The 21,867-nt window shown below is 28.6% G+C and carries 22 protein-coding genes and 1 tRNA gene; 19 read left to right on the top strand and 4 right to left on the bottom strand.

Features of this window, described 5'->3' with window-relative positions:
• The first annotated feature begins 72 nt into the window (after positions 1–72).
• Positions 73–1,377 (top strand): thymidine phosphorylase, encoded by a 1,305-nt coding sequence (locus H612_RS0106455; protein ID WP_027130693.1) that lies wholly within the window; start codon positions 73–75, stop codon positions 1,375–1,377.
• Between the two features lie 8 nt (positions 1,378–1,385).
• Positions 1,386–2,024 (top strand): deoxyribose-phosphate aldolase, encoded by a 639-nt coding sequence (gene deoC / locus H612_RS0106450; RefSeq protein ID WP_027130692.1) that lies wholly within the window; start codon positions 1,386–1,388, stop codon positions 2,022–2,024.
• Between the two features lie 98 nt (positions 2,025–2,122).
• Here the strand turns inward: deoC and H612_RS0106445 are convergent, their stop codons facing one another.
• The 3 genes from H612_RS0106445 to H612_RS0106430 form a co-directional block, all read right to left on the bottom strand.
• The gene (locus H612_RS0106445) at positions 2,123–2,725 is read right to left on the bottom strand and encodes an ATP-binding cassette domain-containing protein (protein WP_027130691.1); all 603 of its coding nucleotides are present in this window, start codon (positions 2,723–2,725) and stop codon (positions 2,123–2,125) included.
• 639 nt (positions 2,726–3,364) lie between these two features.
• Positions 3,365–4,159, bottom strand: a complete 795-nt coding sequence (locus H612_RS0106435; RefSeq protein WP_027130689.1) for a hypothetical protein — start codon at positions 4,157–4,159, stop codon at positions 3,365–3,367.
• Positions 4,160–4,237: 78 nt separating this feature from the next.
• Positions 4,238–4,636, bottom strand: coding sequence for a hypothetical protein (locus tag H612_RS0106430; RefSeq protein WP_027130688.1), 399 nt, complete (start codon positions 4,634–4,636; stop codon positions 4,238–4,240).
• A 425-nt stretch (positions 4,637–5,061) separates the two neighbouring features.
• Here H612_RS0106430 and H612_RS0106425 point away from each other — a divergent pair, with 425 nt between their 5' ends.
• The 7 genes from H612_RS0106425 (at position 5,062) to H612_RS0106395 (ending at position 10,175) form a co-directional block, all read left to right on the top strand.
• Entirely contained in the window at positions 5,062–6,393 is a 1,332-nt protein-coding gene (locus tag H612_RS0106425) for a DEAD/DEAH box helicase (protein WP_027130687.1), read from the top strand.
• Positions 6,393–7,271: a deoxyribonuclease IV gene (locus H612_RS0106420; protein WP_027130686.1), complete on the top strand. Its 879-nt coding sequence runs from the start codon at positions 6,393–6,395 to the stop codon at positions 7,269–7,271. The genes H612_RS0106425 and H612_RS0106420 overlap by 1 nt, the downstream gene beginning before the upstream one ends.
• 15 nt (positions 7,272–7,286) lie before the next feature.
• Positions 7,287–7,736, top strand: coding sequence for a Fur family transcriptional regulator (locus tag H612_RS0106415; protein ID WP_027130685.1), 450 nt, complete (start codon positions 7,287–7,289; stop codon positions 7,734–7,736).
• Positions 7,736–8,659 (top strand): tRNA pseudouridine(55) synthase TruB, encoded by a 924-nt coding sequence (gene truB, locus H612_RS0106410; RefSeq protein ID WP_027130684.1) that lies wholly within the window; start codon positions 7,736–7,738, stop codon positions 8,657–8,659. Before H612_RS0106415 ends, truB begins: the two co-directional genes overlap by 1 nt.
• 14 nt (positions 8,660–8,673) lie before the next feature.
• Positions 8,674–9,591 (top strand): bifunctional riboflavin kinase/FAD synthetase, encoded by a 918-nt coding sequence (locus tag H612_RS0106405; protein WP_027130683.1) that lies wholly within the window; start codon positions 8,674–8,676, stop codon positions 9,589–9,591.
• Positions 9,592–9,722: 131 nt separating this feature from the next.
• Positions 9,723–9,995, top strand: a complete 273-nt coding sequence (rpsO, locus tag H612_RS0106400; RefSeq protein WP_027130682.1) for a 30S ribosomal protein S15 — start codon at positions 9,723–9,725, stop codon at positions 9,993–9,995.
• A 106-nt stretch (positions 9,996–10,101) separates the two neighbouring features.
• Positions 10,102–10,175, top strand: a tRNA-Arg gene (locus H612_RS0106395).
• A 140-nt stretch (positions 10,176–10,315) separates the two neighbouring features.
• On the opposite strand, the gene H612_RS0106390 is transcribed toward H612_RS0106395, so the two are convergent.
• The gene (locus H612_RS0106390) at positions 10,316–10,570 is read right to left on the bottom strand and encodes a NifU family protein (protein ID WP_027130681.1); all 255 of its coding nucleotides are present in this window, start codon (positions 10,568–10,570) and stop codon (positions 10,316–10,318) included.
• A gap of 166 nt (positions 10,571–10,736) precedes the next feature.
• Here H612_RS0106390 and H612_RS0106385 point away from each other — a divergent pair, with 166 nt between their 5' ends.
• The 10 genes from H612_RS0106385 (at position 10,737) to plsX (ending at position 21,501) form a co-directional block, all read left to right on the top strand.
• Positions 10,737–11,102 carry a HesB/IscA family protein gene (locus H612_RS0106385; protein ID WP_027130680.1) on the top strand — a complete coding sequence of 122 codons (366 nt, stop codon included), beginning with the start codon at positions 10,737–10,739 and terminating at the stop codon, positions 11,100–11,102.
• Positions 11,103–11,143: 41 nt separating this feature from the next.
• Complete coding sequence (locus H612_RS0106380; RefSeq protein WP_027130679.1) at positions 11,144–12,331, top strand: NAD(P)/FAD-dependent oxidoreductase; 1,188 nt, start codon at positions 11,144–11,146, stop codon at positions 12,329–12,331.
• A 533-nt stretch (positions 12,332–12,864) separates the two neighbouring features.
• A complete protein-coding gene (locus H612_RS0106375; protein WP_027130678.1) occupies positions 12,865–14,439 on the top strand; it encodes an aminotransferase class V-fold PLP-dependent enzyme in 1,575 nt (524 codons plus the stop codon).
• On the top strand, positions 14,439–14,657 hold the full coding sequence (locus H612_RS0106370; protein ID WP_027130677.1) for a DNA-dependent RNA polymerase subunit epsilon: 219 nt from the start codon (positions 14,439–14,441) through the stop codon (positions 14,655–14,657). The genes H612_RS0106375 and H612_RS0106370 overlap by 1 nt, the downstream gene beginning before the upstream one ends.
• Positions 14,650–16,320, top strand: a complete 1,671-nt coding sequence (rnjA, locus tag H612_RS0106365; protein ID WP_027130676.1) for a ribonuclease J1 — start codon at positions 14,650–14,652, stop codon at positions 16,318–16,320. The genes H612_RS0106370 and rnjA overlap by 8 nt, the downstream gene beginning before the upstream one ends.
• A 3-nt stretch (positions 16,321–16,323) precedes the next feature.
• Positions 16,324–16,992: an L-serine ammonia-lyase, iron-sulfur-dependent subunit beta gene (sdaAB, locus tag H612_RS0106360; RefSeq protein WP_027130675.1), complete on the top strand. Its 669-nt coding sequence runs from the start codon at positions 16,324–16,326 to the stop codon at positions 16,990–16,992.
• A gap of 12 nt (positions 16,993–17,004) precedes the next feature.
• Positions 17,005–17,877, top strand: a complete 873-nt coding sequence (sdaAA, locus tag H612_RS0106355; RefSeq protein WP_027130674.1) for an L-serine ammonia-lyase, iron-sulfur-dependent, subunit alpha — start codon at positions 17,005–17,007, stop codon at positions 17,875–17,877.
• A complete protein-coding gene (recG, locus tag H612_RS0106350; RefSeq protein WP_027130673.1) occupies positions 17,870–19,882 on the top strand; it encodes an ATP-dependent DNA helicase RecG in 2,013 nt (670 codons plus the stop codon). The genes sdaAA and recG overlap by 8 nt, the downstream gene beginning before the upstream one ends.
• A 10-nt stretch (positions 19,883–19,892) precedes the next feature.
• Positions 19,893–20,528: a class A sortase gene (locus H612_RS0106345; RefSeq protein ID WP_027130672.1), complete on the top strand. Its 636-nt coding sequence runs from the start codon at positions 19,893–19,895 to the stop codon at positions 20,526–20,528.
• On the top strand, positions 20,521–21,501 hold the full coding sequence (gene plsX / locus H612_RS0106340; RefSeq protein ID WP_051210176.1) for a phosphate acyltransferase PlsX: 981 nt from the start codon (positions 20,521–20,523) through the stop codon (positions 21,499–21,501). Before H612_RS0106345 ends, plsX begins: the two co-directional genes overlap by 8 nt.
• Positions 21,502–21,867: the final 366 nt, after the last annotated feature.

Here is a 21,867-nt window from a genome sequence, read left to right as displayed (position 1 = left end):
TATGTGATAGTTTCTATAAAATAAAATTTTGTATTAACCACTTTATACTTCAAAAGATAAAAGGAGTTTTTTATGCGAGTTGTTGATATTATTGATAAGAAGAAAAAGAATAGTGAATTGTCAAAAGAGGAAATTAATTTTCTTCTTGATGGCTATTTAAATGGAAGTGTTCCTGATTATCAAATGAGTTCTTTTTTAATGGCGGTTTATTTTAACAATATGACCAAAGAAGAATTGGCATATTTCACTTTGAAGATGCGTGACTCAGGGGATACAATTTATTTTGATAATCTTAAACTTTATTTAGTTGATAAACATTCTACAGGTGGAGTGGGCGATAAAGTAACAGTGGTACTTGGTCCAATTTTATCAGCATTAGGGATGGCAACGACAAAATTGTCAGGAAAAGGTTTGGGACATACAGGTGGAACAATCGATAAATTTGAGTCAATAAGTAATTTTAAGTTCAGCACCACAAAAGAAGAATTAGTTTCTATTGCTAGTAAGACAGGAGTAGGTCTTATGGGGTATAGCGAAAATATCGTTCCATTAGATAAGAAGATCTATGGTTTGCGTGATGTAACAGCAACAGTTGATAGTATTCCACTGATTGCAAGCAGTATTATGAGTAAAAAATTAGCAATCCAGTCAGATTTAATAATTTTAGATGTGAAAGTTGGAGATGGTGCATTTATGAAAAATATCAAAGATGCACGTGAATTATCAAGACGAATGGTGGAGATTGGAAATAGTGTCGGAAGAAAAACTATTGCAGTTCTTACCAATATGGAAGAGCCATTGGGTTATAATATTGGTAATGCTAATGAAATAATCGAAGGCATTGAAGCATTAAAAGGAAATTGGTCGGCTGATTTGAAAGAAGTTGTTTATGAAATAGTCTATCTTGCACTTAAACATAAAGGAGAAGTAACAACTTTTGGAGAGGCAAGTTCAAAAATAGATAAAGTGATTGCTAGTGGAAAAGCATTAAATATCCTAAAAGAATTTATTAAACTTAGTGGTGGAAATCCAAATGTCATTGACGATTATAAATTGCTTCCTACACCTAAATCTGTATTAGATGTAACTTCTAATGTGGAGGGCTTTGTTACAAAAATTAAAGCAGAAGAAATTGGAAAAGCCGCAATGGTAATAGGGGCAGGTCGTGCAACCAAAGAAGATGAAGTGGACCATGCAGTAGGTATTGAGCTTAAGAAAAAAGTTGGAGATAAAGTCGAAAAAGGAGAATTAATAGCAAAAATTTATTATAATGATGCAAAAAATATTGAAAGTAGCAAAAATATGATAATAGATGCTTATGTAGTTGGAAAAGAAAAGCAAGAAGTTGTTAAAAATATTTTAGAAGTAATAGAATAGAGGTAAACATGGAATTAAATAAATATATAGATCATACAATTTTAAAAGCAACAGCGAGTAAAAAGGATATAAAAAAATTATGCGAAGAGGCTAAAGAGCATAATTTTTATAGTGTTTGTGTTAATGGTTGCTATGTGAAGGATGCAAAAAAATATTTAGCAGAAACTGATGTCAAGGTTGCTGCTGTCGTAGGTTTTCCTTTAGGAGCTATGACAACTAAAACCAAAGTTTTTGAAGCAAAAGATGCTATTGAAAATGGTGCTAAAGAGATTGATATGGTTATTAACGTTGCAAAACTTCAAGATGGTGAGTTTGAATATGTAAAAGATGAAATAGGAAAAATAAAAGAGGCTATTGGGGAAAATGTTTTGAAAGTAATTATCGAAACATGTTACTTAACTGATGAACAAAAAGTAAAAGCATGTGAGCTATCATTAGAAGCAAAAGCTGATTTTGTTAAGACTTCTACAGGATTTGGTACAGCTGGAGCAACATTTGAAGATGTTAAATTAATGAAAAATGTTGTGGGTAACAATGCAAAGGTAAAAGCAAGCGGTGGAGTTAAAGATAGACAAACTGCTGAAAAATATATTGAATTAGGTGCTGAACGTTTAGGTACTAGTTCAGGAATAGACATAATAAAATAAATAAATTTAAAAGGAGCTAGTTTCAATTTCCAACTATTCTTTATGTTAAAAGTTTATTCATAAAGAAATAGCAATGCAGGACTAGCTCCTATTTATAATTATAACTGTATAACCTCATCACATAACTCTTCAATATCTTCTTTTATGTGTGATGTTAAAATAATAAGTCTGTCTTCATTAATATAGTTTTTCAAATATTCTTTAGTTTTATTATAGCTTTTTTCATCTAATCCGCTAAAACACTCATCTAATATTAAGATACTTGGATTTGTCATAAAAGCTTGAATAATTAAAAGTTTTTGTTTAGTACCTAAAGATAGTTTTTTGTACTTTTTATCTTTATGTTCGACTAAATCATAAAATTCAATCCAAAAATCGATATCAATATTTTTATTATCGCTTAGTTTTCTAATGTTATCTAAATTTTCATACAATGTAAAGTTTTCTATAAAATCAGGTTTTTCAATTACTATTCCAGCATTTTGAATAAAGTTTAACTTATCACGAAGTTTTACATTATCTTGGTAAACCTCTCCTTTGTTCAAAACACTATAACCGCATAATACTTTAAGAAGAACGGTTTTACCTTTTCCATTTTCTCCAACAACACCATATATTTTTCCATTTTCAAATTTTATAGAAATATTTTCCAACACATATTTTCCATTAAATTTCTTATAACCATTTTTTATTTCTAGCATTTTAAAACCTCCCTAAAAATCTTTGACGTAAAATAACCTACACACAATTAATAATATAATCAAAATCAATTACTAAAAAGTAATAGATAAATGAAACATTATTTAAAAATAATATATATAGCACAATAGTAAAATAACACATACTAGTTACTATAGCTTTATTAAAATTAAAAGTAGTATTTATTAATAGTACAAAGAGAAATAAAATATATAATTTTACTATTTCTAAATCTCCAATAAAAAAATCTCTAAACTTCACATCTTTAAATATATATGCATAAATTAAATTAAAGGTAAATATATAAAAGAAAAAGGAGAATAATAATTTCTTAAAAAAGAAGATTATTACTTTAATATAATACTTTATTAAATTTGTACTGTGGCTCTTAATTATCATTTTAAAATTATTTAAACTGATAGAAAAAATATTGACAAAATTCCATAACATTAATGTATATAAACTAACTAAAAAAATTAATTGAGCAATATTAAGTTGATATCCAGAAATATATACATTATTAATATAATCTTTAAAGAGGATATCATAAGGTGAAAATTGGTATTTTTTTAGTTCTAAGATAAAAAGTAATATAACAAGTATATAATTTATTTGAAATTTAGAAACTAATTTATTCATAACTAAAACTCTTTTCTTTTAAATAATCTAAACATATAATATATAACAATCAGATAAATATAAGTTCTAATGACCTCATACAAGTATGCCTGTGGATTAACACACCAAGAGATAGACAAATCTAGTTGATAATATTGACCAATATAAGCCATAATAAACCTATTTCCTATATATAAAATTAAATAGAAAAAGATAAAGACGGATATATAGTTATAATTATAATCAAGAAGAGTTGTCAGTAGCAAACTAGTAAAGAAAATAACTAGCATATGGCTTAACCAATATAAAAATAAAAACCAAAATGTAGAGTTATTAAAAAAGTTTAGAATACTATCTTTAGCAAAAAGAAACTCAAAGTTTGCACCAGGACGAGTCTTTAAACCTCTAAAAATATAACTAAGTAGTACATAATAAAAAAATATTACATTAAAAATTATCAAAGGAATAGTAGCTACTTTAAATTTAAGTGATAATAAATATTTTTTAATATTACTAGTTTTTCCTATAGCATATTTAATTAACTTTTTACGAAATTTATTATAAAAGTACAAGCTAGGAAGAAAAGCTATAGGTAATATTATAAGTCCATAACTATATAATTCAGTAAATATTATACCTACATCATAATAAGAAAGTACATATTTATTACGTGCAATACGCCCATCAATAGTAAGGTCTTGGGCATTAATATCAAATTTGAAAAAATCATACCAAACTTTGGCATCAATAAGCAAAAAATATAAAATAAAAAAAAGTATAATAATAAATAAATAATTTTTTTTGGAAATTTTAAACATAATAGTTTCCTCCTTCGAATTAAAGAAAGGAGAAAAGAAGTTTTAATTCTTTTAATATAATCTTTTAAGTGTTATATTTTAGTAATGATCTGGTGACCAGTTACCATATAAATTATCACTATCTTTATTATCTAGATGCATTTGTAATGCATAGCGTCCACCTGAGTTACAATCATATGTGTAGTAGTTGTTTTGGGTACCAGTTTCAGTTTTATTCCATTCGCTTTTCCCATTGCCATAAGTATCAACTAATTGATGTATAACACGTGTTCCTCTAGCAGAGGCACCTAAATTAATGACATACCAACCATTCCACACTGTTTTTTCGACATATCCAGTTTTTTGATTGCCATATCTATAAACCCAAAAGTTACTGAAATAACCAAAATTTCTAGCTTCAGCAATAGGATACATAGTTGACAGTAACATACCTAAAAGACAAGTAACAGCTAATATTTTTTTCTTAATAGTTTTCATTTTTGAGTCCTCCTATATAACTGTAAAATATACAAGATATATTTTAGAAAAGACTTCTTACTCTCCCAGCATCATTATATACAAAATAATATAAAATTGTCAAATAAAAAACGAATTTCAAGAAGAAATATTTAATAATAATATTATATTAAAAAATATATTTTAAATTTGTAATGTAGATAGTAAAATAATTATTAAAAATTTTTAAAAAGTTGTTTTCTATAGCTTATTATTATATTTTATAGTATAATTAAGACTGGTTTGTTATGTGATAAAATAGATAAAAAAGGGCTGGCTCCAAAATAAAAAATTCATAAAGATTTTATAAGAGTCGCTCCTACAAGTAGTACAAAGTGATGAAGAAATTAATGGTATTAGTTGATATTTCATCATTAATAGCTAAAAAATAGTAAAGGAGATTTTGAATGTTACCAAAGTCATTTGAACAATATAAATTTAACAAGTTTGTAAATAACGCTGTAGAAGATTTAGGTTTTGCTAATCCTACAAAAATTCAAGAAAGAGTGTTTTCTCCAGTATTAAAAGGAAAGAATATTGTAGCTAAATCACAAACAGGAAGTGGAAAAAGTCATTCGTTTTTACTACCAATATTTAGTAAATTGGATATAGGAAAGAAAAAAACGCAAAGTATAGTTCTTGCACCAACTCGTGAATTGTCACGACAACTTTATGATATGGCACTTCATATTGCAGATTTTAGCAATGAAGATATTAAAATTACACTTTGTATAGGTGGTCAGGATTTAAATAGAGATATTGAAAAAGTTTCGAATGCCTCACATATAATTATTGGGACTCCAACAAGAGTTTTAGAGCTTGATAGAGCTAGTGCATTATCAATAAAAGAAGTTGAAACCTTGGTTATTGATGAATGTGATATGATGATCGATTTAGGTTTTATGGAGGATGTTGATAAAATTTCAAAAAGAGCTGCAGAGAATTGTCAGTTTTTAGTATTTTCTGCTACTATCCCAAATCAAATGAGTCATTTTTTAAAGAAATATTTAAAAAATGCACAATATATTGAAGTAGATAATGCAAAATTTGGAAAAATAGACTATATTTTAATTTCAGAAAAAAGTACAACGAGATTGGAAAAACTTTATGAAATTACAACAGTAATAAATCCATATTTAGCACTTATATTTGCTAATAAAAAAACAGAAGTTGAACAAATAAGCGAGTATCTGATTTCTAAAGGGATTAATGTTGGAGTTCTTCATGGTGATCTTACACCACGTGAAAGAAAACAAATGCAACGTAGAATAAATAATTTGGATTTTACTTATGTGATTGCCAGTGATCTTATGAGCCGTGGGATCGATATTGAGGGAATAAGTCATGTAATAAATTTTAATATTCCCAATGATTTAGATTTCTTCGTGCATAGGGCTGGAAGAACGGGAAGAGCAGGATTAAGTGGTGAGTGTATTACGATTTACAACAATAAAGATGAAGAAAAACTGCAAGCACTTGAAAGTAGAGGAATTGAGTTTAATCACAAAGATATAAAAAGTGGAGAGCTTATAGAAGTTAAAGATCGAAACAAAAGACAAAGTAGAAAAAAAGTTGTAGCAGACCATAACTTAACAGAAAAATTAAAAACTAAAGTAAAAGTTTCTAAAAAAGTAAAACCAGGTTATAAGAAAAAGTACAAATATAAAATGGATAAACTTAAACAAAAAGAGAGAAGAAAATTTGCTAAAAGAAATAATAGAGTAAATAGAGGTAAGTGATGAAGAATTTAAAGATTGGATCACATGTATCAATGTCAGGAAAAGACATGATGCTTGGTTCTGTAAAAGAAGCGGTTAGTTATGGTAGTAATACGTTTATGATTTATACGGGAGCCCCTCAAAATACAAGAAGAAAACCTATTGATGAACTTCGCATAGATGAAGCAAAAGAACTTATGTTACAAAATAATATTAGTGATATAGTAGTTCATGCTCCGTACATAATTAATCTAGCAAATACTATAAAACCAGAAACTTATGAACTTGCTGTTGATTTTTTACGTTTAGAAATTGAAAGAACAGAGAAGATTGGTGCAAAGAATATAGTTCTTCACCCGGGTTCACACGTTAAAGCAGGAACAGATGTGGGTATTAAAAGCATTATAAAAGGTCTTAATGAAGTTTTAACAAAGGATATGTTACCTAATATTGCCTTAGAAGTTATGGCGGGTAAAGGTAGTGAGTGTGGTAGAACTTTTGATGAGATTGCTCAGATTATTGATGGAGTTTTATTAAATGAAAAATTGACAGTTACTTTTGATACTTGTCATGTTTTTGAAGGCGGTTATGATATCGTTAATAATTTAGATGGAGTTCTTACAGAATTTGATAAAGTTGTTGGGCTTGATAGAATTCAAGTTCTTCATATAAATGATAGCAAAAACTTTTTGGGTGCTCATAAGGACAGACATGAGAATATAGGATATGGTGGTATAGGTTTTGACGCAATTAATAGAATAGTTCATCTAAAGGAATTTGAAAATATTCCTAAAATTTTAGAAACACCTTGGTATGGGGATAAAAAAGAATTTGCACCATATAAAGATGAAATTGAAATGTTAAGACGTGGTCAATTTGTAGATTTTAAAAATAAATAATTTTGGAGGTTACTTATGGTAGCTACGGAAGAAAAAGTTGATAAAATCATGAAACTTTTAAAAGAAAAAGGGTATAAGTATACAGATAAGAGAAGATCGATGGTTGAACTTCTTGTTATTGAAGATAGATATATTAATGCGAGGTTCGTGTCCGAGACACTTGGAAAAGTTTATCCAGGACTTAGTTTTGATACTATTTATCGAAATCTTAATACATATGAAGAACTTGGTATTCTTGAAACAACAGAAATAAAAGGTGAAAAATATTTTAAAATAGGGTGTTTAGATGCTGAGCATCATCACCATCATCATATTTGTTTGAACTGTGGAAAAGCAAAAATTATTCATGTCCATGTTTGTGATAATTTGAAAATTCCAGAGTTGGAAGGTTATAAAATAGATGGTCATAAATTCGAAGTTTATGGGTTATGTCCAGATTGTTTAAAAAAAGGGGAGAGTAAATAATGTTTGAGGGTATTCTACCAATTTATAAAGAATGTGGAATGACTAGTCATGATGTAGTGTTCAAAGCTAGAAAAATTTTGCAGATGAAAAAAATTGGTCATTCTGGAACATTGGATCCTGAAGTTGATGGAGTACTTTTACTTCTTTTGGGTGGTGCAACAAAGGTTAGTGATTATGCAATGAATCTTGGAAAAAGTTATAGGGCGGAAATTTGTCTAGGGATAAAAACTACTACTGAAGATTTAACTGGAGAAGTATTGGAAACTACTAATGTGGAGAATATTAACATAGAAGAAATAAAAAATATTTTAAAAACCATGATAGGTGAAATAGAGCAGACACCACCAATTTATTCAGCGGTAAAAGTAAATGGGAAAAAATTATATGAATATGCTCGTGTTGGGAAATTTGATATAAAAATCCCTTCAAGAAAAGTAAATATTTATAATATAGAATATATAGAAGATAGTGAGTATTACAAAGATAATAGATTTTATTTTTCTATAGATATAGATTGTGGAAAAGGCACTTATGTTAGAACTATTGCGACTACAATTGGAAAATTGTTAAATATACCTAGTGCAATGAGTAGGTTAACTAGAACAAAAAGTGGTGAAATTACCTTAAATGATTGCTTAAAACTTTCAGAACTTGAAGAAAAAATTAATAGCAATAAATTGGAAGAAAAATTATTACCTAAAGAATATGCATTAGATATGTATAAATTTGTAGAAATTCCACAGTTTAGAGCGAGGCAGGTAATGAATGGACTCAGATTTAGAAAAAATCAATTTCCAGATTATGATTTTTCTGAAGGAATAGTTTTTACATATAATAGCGAAGCAATAGCGATTTATTATTTGAAGAATTTAGATGATGAATTATTGTCTGTAAAAACAACATTTCCAAAAATAATAGAGTAAACGGTAGGCAGAGTATGAAAATTTTTAATATTTCTAAATTAGAAGATATAAAAAAAGATAATAGAAAAAGAATGGCAGCACTTGGCTTTTTTGATGGAGTACATAAGGCACATCAAAATATAATAGAAGACATGTTAGCACAAAAAGGTAATGATATTATACCAGTTGTTATTACGTTGAATAAAAGTCCTAAAGAATATTTTGGAAAAGCAAATGAAGAATCTCTTACCCCACTTAAAAAAAAATCAGAAATTTTTAAAAAATTGGGAATAGAAGAAGTTTATTATTTGGAATTTAATAATAAACTTCAAATCTTATCGGCAGATCAATTTATTGACAAAATTTTAAAAACATTAGGTGTGAAAAAAGTGTTTTGTGGTTATGACTATAAATTTGGAAACAACGGGTTAGGTACGCCTAATACTCTAAAAGAAAATGGATTAGATGTTAGTGTTCACAAAAAAGAAGAAATTAATCATTTAAAAATTTCTACAACAGCTTTGAAAACTTTTGTTAGAAAAAAAGAGTTTGAAAATTATAATAAATTTGCGGGAAGATATTATTCAATTTCAGGGATAGTAATTAAGGGAAGGCAATTAGGAAGAACCATCAATTTTCCAACTGCAAATTTAGAATTAGACGCAGCTTATTTGCTTCCAGAAACTGTTGGTGTTTATGTAACAAAAACAAAAGTTTTAGGAAAAATGTATAAATCTCTTACCAATATAGGTTATAATCCTACCGTATCTAATTCCAAAAACAAAAAATTTATTGAAACTCATATATTAGATTTTGATCAAGATATTTATGGTGAGAAAATAGAAATTTTCTTCTACGAATTTCTAAGAAATGAGCAAAAGTTCGAAAGTTTTGATCATCTAAAAGAGCAGTTAAAAAAAGATAAAGAAATTTGTGAAAGAAAAGATATATAAATTAATTATTTTACTTGAAATATAGTTAGAAATAGTGTAGAATATTTATTGTTCCTTATTCGTGGTATAGAAACTCTCCAGATTTTATACTAGGATTAAGGTTGCAAAAAATTATTATGGAGGAAAAGATAATGGCAGCAATTAGTCAAGAAAAAAAACAAGAAATTATTGCTAAATATCGTACTCATGAATCAGACACTGGTTCTCCAGAAGTACAAATCGCAGTATTAACAGCGGAAATCGATGCTTTAACTGAGCATTTGAATACTCATAAGAAAGATCATGCCGGTCGTCGTGGATTACTAAAAAAAGTTTTCCGTCGTCGTCATTTGCTAGATTACTTAATTAAAAAAGATATTCAAAGATATCGTGAATTAATTAAATCTTTAGGATTAAGAAGATAGTTAAAAATTGGAGAAGAAATCTTCTCCAATTTTTTAAAAAAAGTATTGACATAATATGAAAATATTGTTATACTAGATAAGTACTTTGCAAGAGGTATTAAATAGTGTCTCAGTAGCTCAGCAGGATAGAGCAACGGCCTTCTAAGCCGTCGGTCAGGGGTTCGAATCCCTTCTGGGACGTCATTGGAGTAGAAAGAAATTTCTACTCTTTTTTTATTAAAATAGTAGTATCATATTTTTAAATTTTATGATATTGTTATTTTTCATCTTTTATTGATGACAATAGAAAGTTGTGAAATTGTAAAAAATGAATATAGTTTTTAAACTATACTCATTTTGACTTCAACAACTTTTTTAACTTCGGGTATTTTTTCTCTTATATTTTTTTCAATGGCGAATTTCATAGTAATATGTGATAATTCACAGTTAGCACATTCCCCCTTAAAACGTAATTTTAAAATTCCATCTTTAAAATTAATGAATTCTATGTCGCCGCCATCCATAATTAATTTTGGACGAATTTTCTCTAACTCAATATTTATTTTATTTAGTGTTTCGTAATATTCTATATTCAAAGTAGTTCCACCCCATTATTAAAAAGTACCTGTAATTATTTTTTTAATTAATTACAAAAAAATTATTTACATTTAAATTTTTGAAAATTAAGCAATATACTATTATTTTACCAAAAAAACAGTTATAATAATAGTAGAAAATAAAAATAAACGAGGGAAATATTTTATGACCAATACAGTAGAGCAGATAATTAATATAACAGATGTTGCTGTTGATAAGTTTCAAGAAATGCTGTTTGATGCTGATAAAAGAGAAAGCTATTTAAAAATTGCTATTGCTCTTGAGGGTACACAAATGCATTATCATATTGATATAAAAGATGAATTAGAAGAAGGGGATAAGGTTTATAACTTCAAGGATTTGAAAGTTGTTATAAATGATGAAGATGAACTTCTTTTGAAAGGTCTTGAAATTGATTATGTACAGGATGAGTTTGGTAGTGAATTTACACTTCATAATCCAAATATGATAGAAATATATGATGAAGAAGATGGTGGCTGCTGTGGAAATGGCTGTTGTTGTGGACATTAAAAAACGAATAATAAAATAATATAGAAGGAGAATTTTATACTATGAAAAATGTAGTACTCTTAGGTGCTGGTTATGCAGGACTAACAACATTAAAAGGATTGAAAAAGTCTATTAAAGCAGGAAAGGTGAAAGTAACTTTAGTTAATAAAAATGCTTATCATTATGATACGGTTAATTTGCATGAAGTTTCGGCAGGAAATATTCTTTCAAAAGATATTTGTATTGATATTAAAGACATTGTAGTTCCAGGTGTTGACTTTGTTCAAGATGAAGTAATTAAAATAGATACTGAAAAAAAATTAGTTTTAACTAAAAAGCATGAAATTGATTACGATATTTTAGTAATCGGATTAGGATTCCAACCTGAAACGTTTGGTATTGAAGGAATGGCTGAAAATGCTATGCCAATTTCGGATATATTAGCAGCTGAAAAAATTTCAAGAACATTAGAAGAGAATTTTAGAAAATATGCAACAAGCGAAGAAAAAGATGTGAAAGATATTTCTGTTATTGTTGGTGGTACAGGACTAGCTGGAATGGAATTTTTAGGTGAGTTAGTTCATCGTAAAAAAGAATTATGCGAAAAATATTCAATTGATGAAAAATTAGTGAAAATTTATGGTTTAGATGCAGCACCTACATTACTTCCTATGTTTGCTAAAGAATATAGTGATTATGCTAGAAAATTTTTAGAAGATAATGGAATTGAAATTATTCTTGGTGCAGGGATAAAAGGAGCTACTAAGGATAGCTTTACTATCGAAGTTGATGGTGAAAGAAAAGAACTTAAAGCTAGTACATTAGTATGGACTGCAGGGGTTCGTGGAAATAAACTTATGGATGAAACTTTCCCAGAATTAGCAAAACGTGGTCGTTTGGTTACTACTCAACAGCTGACAGTACCAGGGATGGAAGATGTGTATGTTATTGGTGATTGTGCAGCATTTATCGAAGCTGGTCAGGAAAGACCGTATCCAACTACTGCACAAATTTCTAACCAAATGGGTGCTTATGTAGGGGCAAGAATTAGTGGAAAACAAAATGGTGATTTCAAATATATTAACCGAGGTGTAGTTTGTTCTTTAGGTTCTAAAGATGCTATTGCTGATGCAATGGGAAGAAAATATAAAGGATTTTTAGCTTCAAAAACTAAAAAAGCAATAGAAGCTAAAGCAATTTTTGAATTGACAGACTTTGTTACTGCTTTGAAAAATCAAAGAATTTTATAATAAAGTTTTAATAGATAATTTTGTTATAAAAATAAAGGCAAATTATTTTCATGATAGTTTGTCTTTTTTAATTTGTATTAATATAAATGAAATATCTGATAAATTTTTTTATTGAGGTTTAGTAAATACAAAGAAAAATAAAATTAATCATGTGGTTTTATCTTTTTTTATTAAAATTCAGAAAGATGAATAATAGATAATGTTTGTAAATATTATAATTTAGTTTTAGGAGTTCAGAATAACTTTATATTATTATTTTAATCTAGTGAATCATATAAATGATATAAAAAATCATCAATTATAAAATTATGATTTTTGAATTTTATAAATTGGAGACAAAATAAATCGTTTATAGCAAAAAATAATTTTAATTGATATATTTAAAAGTTAGTGATAAGGAATGTTTAAGAAATTATTTTCTATATTTTATGAGTTTATAATGTTTTATAGCAAGGATAATTGAAAAATATAAGTAATTATGGTAAGATATAAGGTAGAGAAAATTTAACCAAATAAAGTTATGGGGAAAAATTATGATTTATAAAATAGCAAATACAATAGAAGAATATGAACAAATTTTCAAATTAAATTATGAAACTTTTGTCGATGAAATTCCTCAGCACGAAAAAAATGACACTAAAAAATTGAAAGATAAATTTCATGATAAAAATATTTATATAATTGCAAAAAAAGAAAGTGAAGTTATTGGTATGATATCTTTATCGGATACAAGACCATTTTCTTTGGATTTGAAGTTAGAAAATATAGATAAATATTATAAAGGTAGTTATAAAAAACCTGTTGAGATAAGATTGTTGTCAATAAAACCACAATATAGAAAAAGCAAAGTATTTAATGAATTAATCCAAAGAACATTCAATTATATTATCCAAAATGCGTATGATATTATTTTTATTTCTGGGACAACTCGTCAAGAAAAATTATATAAGCATTTAGGTTTTGTTAAATTTCATGAAAATGTTGGTACAAAAGAGGCGGAATATATGCCTATGTATTTAGATTTAACGAAAGAAAATAGGATAGTTGATAGACTTGCAAAAGCTCAAAGAATTAATTTCTTACCAGGACCTGTTGATTTGTCAAATGAAGTTATTGCAAAATTGTCTAAGCAATTATATTCACATAGAAGTAATGAGTTTGTTAGTTTAACAAAAAACACTTTATCAAAAATTGAGAAAATTATTGACGTGAAGTGTGCTACTATCTTACATGGTTCTGCAACTTTAGCAAATGAAGCAATTATGGCACAACTAAAAGGAAGAAATTTACTAAATGGTTTAGTTTTAGCAAATGGTGAGTTTGGAAACAGGCTCATAAGAGAAACAAAACGTCATGGACTTAATGTTGAGGATTATTCTGTTAGTTTTGGAGAAAGTTTTGATTTAGAATTTTTGGATAAAAAGCTATCCGAAAAAAGATATGATTTTGTATATTTAGTACATAATGAAACTAGTGTTGGAATTTTAAATGATTTGGAAGAAATTACAAAAATTGCGAAAGCAAAAAATGTGGTAATAGCTGTTGATGCAGTTTCTGCAGTTGGGGCTGTTAAATATAGTTATAAAGATGTTGATTATGTTGCATGTTCATCAGGAAAAGCATTTTGTTCGGTTGCAGGTCTTGCAATAGTCGGTACTAATTGCGACTTAGTTCCGTTGGAAAATACACCTTTATATTTGGATTTACATTATGCACATAAGATGACTTCTATTCCATTTACACAGCCATCGATTTTAATGGAAGCATTAAATACAGCGTTAGATGCTTTTAAAACTGATGAAAGATATGAGAAAGTACAAAGTAAATATTCATATATGAAAGAAGAATTAAAAATACTTAATCTTCCAATTATGAAAATTAAGAAAAAAGAGGTATCACCTGTAATTATTACAGTGGAATTACCAAAAGAAATTTCTTCTTTAAATGTAGGGGAATCATTTGCAATTAATAATATATTTATACATTACAAGAGCTCATATTTACAAGAAAGAAATATAATACAGTTTTCATTTATTAATATAAATACTACAAAAAAAGAAATAGATTATACATTGAATATATTAAAAGAAATGATAGGAGAGAATTAATGACAGTATTTAAAGTGTTTTATCAAGAAAATGCAAAAGAAATTCCAGTAAGGGAGAATACTCAGGTATTATTTGTAGAAGCTGATGGAGTTCCAGCGGTAAGAAAGTACTTAGATGATAAAAATTATAATATAGAACTTGTCCAAGAACTTAGTGAAGCATACTTGGAGTTTGAAAAACAATCTGAGGACTTTAAATTGGAGAAAGTTAATGGATAAAATTATAAAAAAAAATGAAGTGGGTGTTGCTGCACTTGGTGGCTTAGGAGAAATAGGGAAAAACACCTATGCAATTCAATATAGAGATGAAATAGTTATTATTGATGCTGGAGTAAAATTTCCAGGAGATAATATTTTAGGAATAGATTACGTAATTCCGGATTATTCATATATTGAAAAAAATGTTGATAAAATAAAAGCTCTGATAATAACACATGGTCACGAAGATCATATAGGAGGCTTGCCGTTTTTACTAAGAAAAGTTCAACTTCCTATTTATGGTGGACCACTAGCAATAGGTTTAATAAAATCTAAATTAGAAGAGCATAATTTATTAGCTAAGGCTGAATTTAATATTATTGATGAAGATACCGTTTTAAATTTTAAATATTTAAAAGTATCATTCCATAATACAACACACTCTATTCCGGATTCATTTGGAGTAATAGTTGATACTCCACAAGGAAATATTGTTCATACAGGAGATTTCAAATTTGATTTTACACCTGTTGGACAAGGGTCTAATCTACATAAGATGGCAGCAATTGGAGAAAAAGGTGTGCTTTGTCTTCTTTCTGATTCAACTAATTCAGAAAGACCAGAGTTTACTCAAAGTGAAAAAGAAGTTGGAAGGACTATTTCTAATATTCTTCGTAAAGAAAAACATAGAGTAATATTTGCAACTTTTGCTTCAAATGTTTATAGAGTAAAACAGGTGGTAGAAGCATGTATTGAGCATGGTAGAAAAATAGTAGTTTTTGGTCGTTCAATGGAAAAGGCTATAAAAATTGGTACAGAGTTAGGGTATATTAAAGCACCAAAAGATACTTTTGTAAATAGCAGATACCTTAATCAGGTTGATCCTAATAAACTTCTTATTTTGTGTACGGGAACTCAAGGTGAAGAACTTGCAGCTTTGAGTAGAATAGCTAATGGAACACACAAAAAAATTACGATCATGCCAACAGATACTGTTATTTTTGCCAGTTCTGCGATTCCAGGTAATACATTATCCATAAATAAAAATATAGATTTATTATCTAAACTGGGTGCTAATGTAATAACGTCCAGTGTTAATAATGTGCATACGTCAGGACACGGTTCAAAAGAAGAACAAAAATTAATGTTTAGATTAATTAAGCCAAAATATTTTATGCCTATTCATGGTGAATATCGCATGCAAGTAATTCATGCACAAACGGCAGCAGAATGTGATGTTCCAAGAGAAAATTCATTTATTATGAAAAATGGTGATGTTCTGGCATTAACGAGTGATAGTGCACGAATTGCAGGAAGATTTGATGCATCTGATGTTTATGTGGATGGACTTGGAATAGGAGATATCGGTAGTGTTGTTATAAAAGATAGAAAAGAACTTTCTGAAGAAGGGGTTATTGTTGTTTCTGTCGCAATAAGTTTCGATAATAAAAAATTATTAAACACTCCTGATATAATAAGTAGAGGATTTGTTAATAATAATGAATCAATGGAATTATTTGGTGAGTGTAAAAATATAGTAAAAGATGCGGTTAATGCTGCTTTCAAAGAAAATTCAACTGGAGTTTACCAAGTGAGACAAAAAATTGTTGAAACTTTAGGTGAATTTTTAAATAACGAAATAGGAAGGAAACCTGTGATATTACCGACAATATTGGAGGTCTAAGTTATGAAATATAGAAGTGTGTTTGATATAATAGGTCCAATCATGGTTGGACCTTCTAGTTCGCATACAGCTGGAGCTGTTCGTATTGGTTTGTTCACAAGATATATTTTTGGAATACAACCAGAAAAAATAAAAATTACCTTGTATGGCTCTTTCAAGGAAACATATAAAGGACATGGAACAGATATTGCACTTATCGGAGGATTGTTAGGGTATAACACATCTGATAAGAGAATAAGAACTAGTATAGAAGATGCCAAAAATAAAAAAATTGATTTTGAATTTGTAGAAAGTGAAGTTGAGCATATTCATCCTAATACTGCGAAAATTGAGGTAGAGTCTGGAAGAGAATCCTTAGATTTAATTGGAAAATCGATAGGTGGAGGAAAGATGATCATTTTTGAGTTATTAGGTTTTGATGTTAATCTTTCAGGAGATTTTCCGACATATTTCATTTTTTATAAATTTAGCGATAACAACAAGGAAGAATTATCAAATATAGTAGCTAAAGTATTTGATGATAAAATAGTAAGCACCAACTATTCTAGTTCAATCTTAGAGGGAGTTAATCTTTTGGTTATTGAATCACTCGAAATATTAGATGAGAAAAAAATAAATAAGATTAATGAACTAAATTATATAACTGAAATAAAATTTGCAGATAGGTTATAGGGAGGGGCTAGAATGTTTACTAGTTTGGAAGATATAGTAAAGAAATCAAAACGAGAAAAGAAGCCTGTTTCTGAATTGATGATTGAACAAGAAGTTGAACTAAATGGGGTAAGTAGAGTAGCAGTAGAAAAATTAATGAAAAAGAACTTATTAGTTATGATGCAGGCTGTAGGAGAAGGTCTTTCTGGAGTTAATTCTAAGACGGGACTAACAGGGGGAGATGCTAAAAAACTTCAGGAGTATATTGAAAGCGGAAAATCAATAACAGGAAGTGATTTTCTAAACGGAGTAGCGGCAGCTGTTGCTACTAATGAAGTAAATGCATCATTAGGTTTAATATGTGCAACACCGACTGCAGGTTCTGCAGGAGTGCTTCCAGGATGTGTTCATGCTTTAAAACAAAAATTTAATATTGATGAAGAAACTCAACTTAGAATGTTATTTACAGCAGGAGCATTTGGTTTTGTAGTAGCTAACAATGCATCATGCGCAGGAGCAGAAGGAGGATGTCAGGCCGAAATTGGTTCAGCAAGTGCGATGGCAGCTGCTGCAGTGGTAGAAGCAATGGGAGGAGATGCAGAAATGTCTGCTCATGCTTTTGCAATTGCATTAAAAAATATGTTAGGATTAGTGTGTGATCCTGTTGCTGGTTTAGTGGAAGTACCGTGTGTAAAAAGAAATGCAGCTGGTGCTTCGACTGCACTTATGGCAGCTGATATGGCATTAGCAGGGATAAAAAGTCGTATTCCAGCAGATGAGGTTCTTGAGGCAATGTATAAAATAGGATTGGAAATGTCAACAAATCTAAAAGAAACAGCTAAAGGTGGATTAGCAATAACAAAAACTGGAGAAAAATATAGGAGTTTATTATTCGGTAATGATTAATATATTAGAAAAATCAGTAGGAACTATAAAAGGTGTAGGGGAAAAATATTTACAAACTTTATCTGAACTTGAAATTTATACGGTTGGGGATATTTTGTGCAATATACCTTATAGAGTATCTAGTTCTACTGATTTTTCTTCTTCTGTAAAAGATAATGAAAAGGTAGTAACTAGCGGAAAGGTAGAAACAAAGGTTACTACGCAATTTTATGGAAACAGAAGAAGTCGTTCTTTTTTTTCACTTCATACTTCGTCAGGAAGCGTAAAGATAGTTTATTTTAATCAAAATTATTTGAAAAAAAATATAATTGAGGGGCGAGATATTGTAGTAAAGGGGACGTATAATGCGGTAAATAATACAATAACGGCCTCTAATATTTCTTTCAATGTTGAAGAAAAAAAACAAAATTCAAATAGTAGTATCGAAGTTTTCTATCACTTAAAACAAGGAATTACACAAAAAAGATTTGTGAAACTTGTTGAAGAATCGTTTAAAATGATTGATCAAGATAATGTAATTTTAGATTTGGTACCTAAAAATTTTAAAGGAATTTGGAGTCTAGAAAAAATATTATACACTTTACATTTTCCTAAAAATGCAGAAGAGTTTGATAAGGCAAAAAAAATGTTTGCGTTTCATGAATTATTTAATTATCAACTTAAACTTCAACTTCAAAATATTAATAATAAATCAGCAGACATACGCTATAGTGTTAATATTAATAATAGAGATATTAACAATTTCAAAGAAAGCTTGTCATTTGATTTGACAGATTCACAAAATAGAGTAATAGAAGAAATAGCATTGGATTTAAAAGAACCATACAGGATGGATAGACTCCTTCAAGGGGATGTAGGAAGCGGAAAAACTGTAGTAGCAGCTGCGACACTTTATAGTGTTATAAAAGCAGGATGGCAAACGGCGATTATGGCACCAACAGAGATTCTTGCTAATCAACATTTTGAAACATTTTTTGAGTTTTTTAAAAATTTAAATGTATCAATAGCACTTCTTACTAGTAGTACTCCTAAAAGAGAGAGAAATACAATTTTAAGTTTACTTGAAGTTGGTGAGATAGAATTAGTAATTGGAACACATTCTTTAATTCAAGAAGATGTCAAGTTTAAAAATCTTAAATTTGTTATCACTGATGAGCAGCATCGTTTTGGTGTAAAACAACGTCAAATGCTTAGTGAAAAAGGAGAGGCAGTGAATTCACTTATGATGACTGCAACGCCAATACCACGGAGTCTTGCTATTACTTTAATAACTGATATAAAAGTCTCAACTATAGATGAGTTGCCTAAAGGAAGAAAAAAAGTTCAAACTTATAAAGCTAACAATAAAAGTTTTTATAAGGTTTTAGATAACATAAGGGTAGAGCTTGATAACGGACATCAGGGCTATGTAGTTTGTCCATTGATAGAGGAATCGGAAAAAATAGATTTAAAAAATGTTGAAGAAACTTATAAAAATATAAAAAATTATCTTCCTAAAGAATATAAGATAGAAATTTTACATGGAAAGATGACGAATAAGGAAAAAGATCAAGTAGTGGAAAAATTCTTGAATAAGGAAATTCATATACTTATTTCTACTACAGTTATAGAAGTTGGAGTTAATGTGCCTAATGCAACTTTTATGATAATAGTGGATGCACATAGATTTGGACTGGCAACACTCCATCAGCTAAGAGGAAGAGTGGGAAGAAGTAAATTTCAGTCTTACTGTATTTTAGTGACAGACTCAAAAAGTGAAAGAATAGATATAATGTGTTTAGAAAATGATGGTTTTAAAATAGCAGAATTCGATTTAAAACAACGAGGGCCTGGTGATTTTTTTGGAACCAAGCAAAGTGGAGTACCAAGTTTTAAAGTGGCAGATTTGATTAATGATGTGGATTTAATGTATTTGGCAAAAAAATTGGCACTTAAAATAATAGAGGTAACGGATAATAAACAAAGATTATTAGAATATGTAGGATTATCTGATACGGTAATATAAGGAGGAACTGATGAGTAAAAAGTGGAAGAATAGGTTGATAAATATTCTTATTGCAGTACTGCTTTTAACTTCTGTAGTTTTAATATTTAAAAATCAAATAAGAGAATATTTAACAGGAAATGCTAATAATAAAATAATTACAGCATATCGAAATAATAAAGGTGAAGTAGAGATACCTTGGTGGCAGAAATTATTTACGGATAATCAATCAAAAATAAAATTGACAGATTCAATGTTGGGAATTTTAAAGATTGATGACGTAAAAATAGAAGAACCGATATTTCAAGATGTAACAGAGATAAATCTTATTAATGGAGTGGCAACTGCTCAAGAACCATCAACTTTAGATGCACAAAATGTTGTAATTGCAGGTCATAGTGTTCAAGGCGTTGGAATTAGATTTAATAATCTTAATAAAATAAAAATGGGTGCTAAAGTTCAAATAATATCTAAAAATAAACTTAGAACTTATGAAGTTAATAAGATATATGATGTGGCACCAACACAAGTTGAAATTTTAGATCAACACAAAGACGAACCTAAAAAACTAACAATGTTTACTTGTGATAATTATAATCCGAAAACTGGAGAATGGGATAGTCGCTTTGTGGTAGAAGCAAAATTAATAGGAGAAGAAAGTGCGTAATATTATGAAAATAGGTATAGATGTATTAGGAGTTGATGATTCTAATAAAATTATTAACTTTATTAATGGTTATAATGATGATGAAGTTGTTTTGTACATTTATGGAATGGAAAAAGATTTAGCGAAAGTAACTAAAGAAAAAAATGTTGTTAAAAATATTTGCACAGAAGAAGTGCTTATGTCTGACGATGCGGCAAGAGTGCATAGAAAGAAAAAAGATGCATCAATGATAAGAATGCTGGAAGATTTACAAAACAATAATATAGATGTTGCAATATCTGGAGGAAGTACAGGGGCATTTATGGCAAGTTCGCTATTCATGTTGGGAAGAATAGAGGGTATTTCAAAACCAGGATTGGCATCTATGTTACCGACAAGATCTGCTCACAAATACTTATTAACAGATTTAGGGGCTAATGTTGAAGCGAAAGCTGATGATTTGGTAAATTATGCTAAACTTGGGCAGTTATATATGAAATATATTTACAATATACAGACTCCAAATGTAGCTCTAGTAAATGTCGGGGTAGAGGAGACAAAAGGTAGTAAAGTCTATAAAGAAGCACATAAGCAACTTAAAGAAGAAGTTGAAAATTTCAGTGGTAATATTGAAGCACGTGATATACTTGAACATAAGTATGATGTTGTTGTTGTTGATGGTTTTGCAGGTAATGTACTGTTAAAAACTATTGAAGGAGTTGCTGGTTCATTCGGAAAAATGATAAAGGAAATTTTTATAAAAAATATTAAAACGAAAATTTCGGCACTATTAGTTCGTAAAGGAATAGCAGATTTTAAGAAAAAATTTGATTATAGTGAATATGGTGGAGCATTTTTACTAGGTTTAAAAAAACCAAGTATAAAGATCCATGGTTCAGCTGATGAAAATGCAGTTTATTATGCAGTGCAACAAGCCAAACAAATATACAAAACAAAACTTTATGATATAATGATAGAAACCTTTGAAAAATAGGTTTCATCATTATATTTTTATTGAGATATGATAATAAATTATTAGTTTGAATTAATTAAAAATGAGACCAAAAATTTTGATCTCATAGGAATAATGATTTTTAACGTAAAGCCATAGTAACTAATTTATATCCCAAATAATAGGCTATTATAAATACAATAACAACGATCACAGCTGTTAAAATTTTTCTAAGTATATCTTTATTATTCATTTAGGGAGTCTCCTTTATATATTTTTGGTAATCAAATTATAGTAGATAATAAAATATCTAAAAGATTTTCTTGATTTGTTACTTTCCCTAACTTATTATACTTTATACTATATCATATATTTTATTTATATGCAAACTATAAAAAGTGAATATAT

Origin of the sequence: Gemella cuniculi DSM 15828 (genome assembly GCF_000425665.1) — a bacterium.
GTDB classification, from domain to species: domain Bacteria; phylum Bacillota; class Bacilli; order Staphylococcales; family Gemellaceae; genus Gemella; species Gemella cuniculi.
The sequence above is the reverse complement of the archived record's forward strand: the minus strand, read 5'-3'. Positions and strand labels throughout refer to the sequence as shown.

Bases quoted from the DNA above. Each gene is read 5' to 3' on its own strand.
- H612_RS0106455 (WP_027130693.1), top strand. From the start codon at position 73: ATGCGAGTTGTTGATATTATTGATAAGAAGAAAAAGAATAGTGAATTG.
- deoC (WP_027130692.1), top strand. From the start codon at position 1,386: ATGGAATTAAATAAATATATAGATCATACAATTTTAAAAGCAACAGCG.
- H612_RS0106445 (WP_027130691.1), bottom strand. From the start codon at position 2,725: ATGCTAGAAATAAAAAATGGTTATAAGAAATTTAATGGAAAATATGTG.
- H612_RS0106435 (WP_027130689.1), bottom strand. From the start codon at position 4,159: ATGTTTAAAATTTCCAAAAAAAATTATTTATTTATTATTATACTTTTT.
- H612_RS0106430 (WP_027130688.1), bottom strand. From the start codon at position 4,636: ATGAAAACTATTAAGAAAAAAATATTAGCTGTTACTTGTCTTTTAGGT.
- H612_RS0106425 (WP_027130687.1), top strand. From the start codon at position 5,062: ATGTTACCAAAGTCATTTGAACAATATAAATTTAACAAGTTTGTAAAT.
- H612_RS0106420 (WP_027130686.1), top strand. From the start codon at position 6,393: ATGAAGAATTTAAAGATTGGATCACATGTATCAATGTCAGGAAAAGAC.
- H612_RS0106415 (WP_027130685.1), top strand. From the start codon at position 7,287: ATGGTAGCTACGGAAGAAAAAGTTGATAAAATCATGAAACTTTTAAAA.
- truB (WP_027130684.1), top strand. From the start codon at position 7,736: ATGTTTGAGGGTATTCTACCAATTTATAAAGAATGTGGAATGACTAGT.
- H612_RS0106405 (WP_027130683.1), top strand. From the start codon at position 8,674: ATGAAAATTTTTAATATTTCTAAATTAGAAGATATAAAAAAAGATAAT.
- rpsO (WP_027130682.1), top strand. From the start codon at position 9,723: ATGGCAGCAATTAGTCAAGAAAAAAAACAAGAAATTATTGCTAAATAT.
- H612_RS0106385 (WP_027130680.1), top strand. From the start codon at position 10,737: ATGACCAATACAGTAGAGCAGATAATTAATATAACAGATGTTGCTGTT.
- H612_RS0106380 (WP_027130679.1), top strand. From the start codon at position 11,144: ATGAAAAATGTAGTACTCTTAGGTGCTGGTTATGCAGGACTAACAACA.
- H612_RS0106375 (WP_027130678.1), top strand. From the start codon at position 12,865: ATGATTTATAAAATAGCAAATACAATAGAAGAATATGAACAAATTTTC.
- H612_RS0106370 (WP_027130677.1), top strand. From the start codon at position 14,439: ATGACAGTATTTAAAGTGTTTTATCAAGAAAATGCAAAAGAAATTCCA.
- rnjA (WP_027130676.1), top strand. From the start codon at position 14,650: ATGGATAAAATTATAAAAAAAAATGAAGTGGGTGTTGCTGCACTTGGT.
- sdaAB (WP_027130675.1), top strand. From the start codon at position 16,324: ATGAAATATAGAAGTGTGTTTGATATAATAGGTCCAATCATGGTTGGA.
- sdaAA (WP_027130674.1), top strand. From the start codon at position 17,005: ATGTTTACTAGTTTGGAAGATATAGTAAAGAAATCAAAACGAGAAAAG.
- recG (WP_027130673.1), top strand. From the start codon at position 17,870: ATGATTAATATATTAGAAAAATCAGTAGGAACTATAAAAGGTGTAGGG.
- H612_RS0106345 (WP_027130672.1), top strand. From the start codon at position 19,893: ATGAGTAAAAAGTGGAAGAATAGGTTGATAAATATTCTTATTGCAGTA.